The 5,855-nt window shown below is 33.8% G+C and carries 4 protein-coding genes; all 4 read right to left on the bottom strand.

Features of this window, described 5'->3' with window-relative positions; translation table 11 throughout:
- A partial coding sequence (locus tag ETI37_RS07930; RefSeq protein ID WP_244285225.1) for a Rib/alpha-like domain-containing protein occupies nucleotides 1–2,717 on the bottom strand: 2,717 nt, incomplete at its 3' end.
- Between the two features lie 433 nt (nucleotides 2,718–3,150).
- On the bottom strand, nucleotides 3,151–3,687 hold the full coding sequence (locus tag ETI37_RS07545; protein WP_006586505.1) for a hypothetical protein: 537 nt from the start codon (nucleotides 3,685–3,687) through the stop codon (nucleotides 3,151–3,153).
- A 42-nt stretch (nucleotides 3,688–3,729) separates the two neighbouring features.
- Nucleotides 3,730–4,005: a hypothetical protein gene (locus tag ETI37_RS07540; RefSeq protein ID WP_006586504.1), complete on the bottom strand. Its 276-nt coding sequence runs from the start codon at nucleotides 4,003–4,005 to the stop codon at nucleotides 3,730–3,732.
- Between the two features lie 573 nt (nucleotides 4,006–4,578).
- Nucleotides 4,579–5,855, bottom strand: a 1,277-nt coding sequence (locus ETI37_RS07535; RefSeq protein WP_221931190.1) for an LPXTG cell wall anchor domain-containing protein, incomplete at its 5' end; no start/stop codon positions are given.

Below are 5,855 nucleotides of genomic sequence, written 5' to 3'. Positions count from 1 at the left end.
TTCAAGTCTTGAGCATCTTGCTTAGCTGTATTTACACCTGCAATATTTGTTGCGTTATCTACGTTTGACTTAGCTGCTGTCTTATCGGCATCGCTTAAGTCACTCATTTGTTCAATGGCTTCTTTAGCTGCCTTCTTGGCATCGTTCAAGTCTTGAGCATCTGATTTTGCAGTATTAACATTTGAAATTTCTGTGGCCTTATCAACATTTGCCTTTGCTGCTTCCTTATCAGCATCGCTTAAGTCGCCCATTTGATTGATAGCTTTCTTAGCTTCTTCCTTGGCTTTAGCTAAATTGCTATCACCGTTTAATGCTGCTAATGCCTCATCAACTTTCTTCTTTGCTGCTTCCACAGCTACAGGGTCCTTTGATACATCGCCAGTTGAAGTTCCTGTTGACTTATCTAACAATGCTTTTGCTTCATTTACTGCATCATCATAAGCCTTCTTTAAGTCAGTATCGGCATTTTTGTAATTAGAACCTTGCTTGATACTTTCGGCGCTCTTGTAGTTGTCATCATTTGACAAGTTACCCATATTAGTATCAGTTGTAGTTGCGTTGGTTTGAGCTGCAGTCACTGCATCTACTGTAGTTGCAGCTTTTACTGCTGCTTTAGCTATTGCTTTTTGCGCATCGTTTAAGTTGTTTAACTTATCAATTGCGTCATTGGCAGCCTTCTTAGCATTGTCCAAGTTAGAATCAGTTACATGAACAGTAATACTTTGAACTGAATTATGTTTATTAGCTTCAGTATAGTCTGGGTATTTAATTAATAACCCATAATTTCCTGTACCTTCTTTTGAAGTATCAACATCATTATTAAAGCTAAAAGTATAACCTTCTGCCTTTAATTGCTTATAGTTTGAAATTGATTTTTCTGCTACTAAATCAGGAGTTAAAGTAGTACCCTTTTCAACTGTGATTTCTTTACCAGTGGCAGGTTGATCCCAAGCAGTAATATTGATTACAAGTGCACCATTTTGAATTGAAGTACTTGTGTTGTAAATCTTACTTGAGCTACCATTTACAGAAATGTTTGAAAGACTTAAAGCATTACTATTTAACAAATCATCTTTTAAGGTGTTTGTATCATAGTAATATGGATAACTTACGGATTCTGTATCGTAGTATCCTTTGTTCCAATCATTTGTTGTAACTTGGATTGAGTCATTAGTTGCATTTGCATATTTAGAAGCATTTACCTTCTTTAAATTGTCTGCATTTTTGTTAATTGTATAAGTAATTGAAGTTACATCAGAAGGAACAGTTTCACTACCGTTATAAGTAACTTTAACTGGAATTGCTTCTGAAGTGATTCCTTCAGTACCTTTGTTAGTAACTGTAATGTTTGCTGCACGGTAAACACCTAATACACGTGGGGTCTTAAATGCATTATCCCCCATTTGTGAATATAGATATGGAGTGATATAACTTTCGCCAGCTACCAAACCAGTAAAAGCTCCCAAGTTATTAGTATCAACACTAGTAGTAATTTGAACAGTGAAACCAACTGAGTTCTTTTTACTATTAGCAGTTTTTCCATTTTGATATGGATCAAATGTAATGTTAGTTCCAATATCTCCATTACTAATATAGTTAAAAAGTGGACCAGATACTAATGCTTTTTTAAAACTATTATATGCTGTAGTTTCACCACTAGTAACAGTCATTTCATTAGCAGCATTATTAGTTTCTGAACTTGTAATAGCAACTGCAGATTGACTAGCTTGAGACTTATTATAATTTTCAGTTGCATCAGTTAAAGTATTCCAACCATATTTAATTGATTGAACAGCTAAATCTTTACTAATAGAAATTGCATAAACTGAAGTCGCAGTTGAAAAGGACCCACTACCAGACCCACCAGCTCCAGTTCCGGCAGGTGAACCAGAGCCACTGTAACTAACCCCATTATTAGGGTTAAAAGTAACTGTCCATGTGATTGTATTATCATTTTGATTATAATCTGCTTGAGTAATTGTAATATTACCTGTTGCTGATGCATTATAATACGTACTATCATTTGTATTTACAGCATGATGCCACTTGTCAATATTACCTGATGAAAATACACCACTATCTTTAGGATCTACTTGGTAACGATCACCATTTGTTACATTATATTTCTTCAAAAAGTCAGTAAATAACTTTCTAGAGATAGTACTAGATTCAGTAGTTAAATTACTTGCTTGTTCTTTTGCCTTATCTTCATCACTATACAAACCAGCGCCAGTTTTAGTCGTATCATTAGCTGTGGTAGTTGTATTCGCAACGCCAGTTAATGAATTGTATGCAGTATTCAACTCATTAACTGCATTAGTTACATCTTCACTAGTTGCTGAAGCATTGTCTAAAACAGATTTTGCATTAGCAACTGCACTATCATATGCACTCTTTTTAGTAGAGTCAGTTTCGTTAGTGTATTTAACATCTGATTTTTGAACATTAAGTGCATTGTCATAAGCATTCTGTAGAGCAGACTTATCAACAGAAGTAGTTTTTGCTTCTTCTGTTGAAATTGCATCAGCATTTGAACTTACAGTAGTTGAATTAGTATCTTCTGCAGCATGTACTAATTGTCCACTATTTCCACCTAAATACAAAGTTGTTGAAAGTAACACTGAAGCTAACCCCAATGTAGTCTTTCTTAATGAGAAGTGTTGACGCCCATTAGCGTGCTTTAAATCGTATTGCTTTTTATTGTTCTTAGAAAGCATTTCAAACCCCCGATATAAAAATATTAATTAATACACATAAACATACAAAAAGCCCACTTAGTACTACATTTCAACTAAATACGGCTCTACATCAAGTTATTAATTTTAATCTTTCAATAGTCTATCCGAGTACCGTCAAATAGTCAAAAATTAAGATTTTATTGTAAACAGGTAGCTCCTATCCCCCCCCAATTTTAGTTATTTTATTTTTTTGATTTGATCTTTAAAAAACATTGATTTACTAAACATTTACATTGATTATCTATATCATTTACATTGATTATCTATATCATTTACAAAAAATCAATAAAGAGACGTTATTTTATATTTTTTATTTATACAGATTTAAAAATGGGTAAAGTATTTATATATCAACGATTTATTCGATTCTATTTTCTAAATATTAAGAAATGGTAAAGAATAAAAATATCTATTATTTTTTAATAAACCTCCCATTCAATAATGTTCCAAAGTAAAAAGACAAGCAATAACATGCTTGTCTTTTAGTTTTATTGTTTTCTTTGAGCCTACCATTGCTATAAGCATAGTCAGCAATCCTACTAAACTTAAAGGTTAGATGAAGCTTACTGTTTACTTTACCTTCAGAAATCACCTGCTTCTTCTGAATCTTCATTTTATCATTCAGAGCTTCTTTTTCAACTTTTGGTTTAGATATTTCTTTCACTTTCGACAACTGACTTATGGATTGAGTTAGTTCAGATTCAGGTATTATTTTCTTTTCATCTTGTTTTACAGTTTCTGCTTTCGAATCAGTAATTTTTGGTTCTGAATTTGAAGCTGACCCATAATTATTCTCTCCAAATGTCCAAAATGCCGTTTCTAATTCCTTCTCACTTTGATTTACTTCCGCTTGAGATGTGCTCTCATCTAATGTTTGGGTTGCGTGCTGCAAAGCTTCATTAAGTTGGTTGCGTTCACTTTCACTTGCAGCATCATATACATCTCCCAATGTTTCAAAAGCTTCGATAGTAGTTACCAGCTCTTGTAGAGATTATTTATCAGTTGCTTGACCATCAAGACTTTCAATGGCTTGATTTAGAGCCTGACTAACTTGATCTACATTCACTTGACTCGCATCTGAATTATCTCTTTGGACTACCGCATCCTTTAATGCTTTATCAAAGTTATTTTTTATTTGTTCACTAGCATTTAAATATTTATCTAAATCTTGAGCTTCTTCTGCAATAAGAATATTATCTTCTAAAGTCTTTTTATTTGTTATTGTTCTATCTAATGACCGAGTTGCAAGTTCTAATTGACTAGTCACTTCATCAATACCGGCTTGGCTGGTTGTATCTTTTTCACTACCTGTCAGAATTGCTTCAGCTTTTGTAAGTAGGTTTAATAAAGTTTCTGCTTTGCATCTTCTGCATTATAAAACTTGTAAGTTTCTTTCAAATAGTTAGCCACTGTCAATGCATCATCTAATTCATCATAATATAAATTACTATTTATTTGATATTAGCCGCATAAACATGAGAATAACTGGCACTCATACCTAAATATAAACTTGTTCCTAAAACCACTGAAGCTAAGCCACACTAATTTTACACAATGAAAAATACTGCTGGCGATCAGCAACCATTAAATGAGTCTTTTTCTTTACTCATGAATTTATAATAACCCCTTATAAATCTTTCTAAATTTAAGTTGAAATTAAAATACAAGTAATATATTCCAATTGTTGAATCCCTTTTTATTAGCATTATGCCAGAGTTTAACTTACTTACACAAATCATATCTCTTACCATTACAAAAAAGAACAAACAAGAAATACTCTTGTTTGTTCTTCGTTAATTGCTTAAGTTAACCCGGGGGGAGAGTTACTTAGTCAACTTCACTATTGTTCATCCTTCTTCTTTTTGAAACCTAAAACAGCTAATGCTAAAGTTAAAAGACCTAATCCGATTACACTTACTTCAGATTCACGAGAACCTGTTTGTGGTAACTTATCTACATTAGTCCCTAACTTCTTGCCTAGTGCCTTCTTACTTGAAGTTACCTTAGAAGTTGTCGTTACAGACAACTTAGATAGGTTATTAGACTTGCTAGTTTCATTAGAAGTGTCGTCTTTTTCAGTCGATGTTGGTACAGATTCTTTTCCATCAAGCTTTTGACTCGCAGATATTAATCCTGCTAATGCTGCATCTACATCCTCTTGGCTTGCATTTTCATCAGCTAAAACTGCTTCTGCTTTAGCTAATGTTTCATCGTATGCCTTCTTGTTGACAGCACTACCATTTGTATAAGCTACTGAAGTGTGAATTTGATCTTTCTTAGCCATTTCTTTCTTCAAATTATCTTTATTAACTGAAGCAGAAGTAACTGGAGTTTCAGTAGGCTTTTCAACAATAGTTTGGGCAGGTATGAGTTCCTTTTGTGTTCCATCTTCAAAGGTAATGATTGTTCTACCATTATCCTTAACTTCGACATCAGAAATGTGCTTATCGCTATTTGATTTCTTGATATTTTCAGCTACTTGATTCTTTTCGCAGTCTGTTAACTTATCTGGGTCCGAAACTTCTACCTTGTCAAATACATTTAAACTTTGTTCTGCTTGGGTATCATCGAATCTTAAAGCTTCTCCTGAAGTATGGTCTGGATACGTGATTGTTTCACTTCTATCTAATTCCTTTTGAGTTCCATCTTCGAATGTCACAATTGTTCGACCATTATCCTTAACTTCTACATCGGCAATATGCTTGTCGCTATTAGCATTCTTGATATTTTCAGCTACTTGGTTCTTTTCGCTATCTGTTAACTTATCTGGGTCTTGAACTTTTACTTTGTCGAATGCATTTAAACTTTGGTCTGCTTGAGCATCATCAAAGGTTAAGGCTTCACCTGAAGTGTGGTCTGGGTAGGTGATGGTTTCACTTCTATCCAATTCCTTTTGTGTTCCATCTTCGAAGGTCACAATTGTTTGACCATTGTCCTTAACTTCTACATCAGAAATGTGCTTGTCGCTATTTGCCTTCCTGATGTTTTCAGCTACTTGGTTCTTTTCACTGTCTGTTAAGTTATCTGGATCACTGACTGAAACTTTATCGAAGTTGTTCAAACTTTGGTCTGCTTGAGCATCATTAAATGTCAAAGCTTCACCTGAAGTGTGGTCTG

Source organism: Lactobacillus mulieris, from assembly GCF_007095465.1.
Lineage (GTDB): Bacteria > Bacillota > Bacilli > Lactobacillales > Lactobacillaceae > Lactobacillus > Lactobacillus mulieris.
The sequence above is the reverse complement of the archived record's forward strand: the minus strand, read 5'-3'. Positions and strand labels throughout refer to the sequence as shown.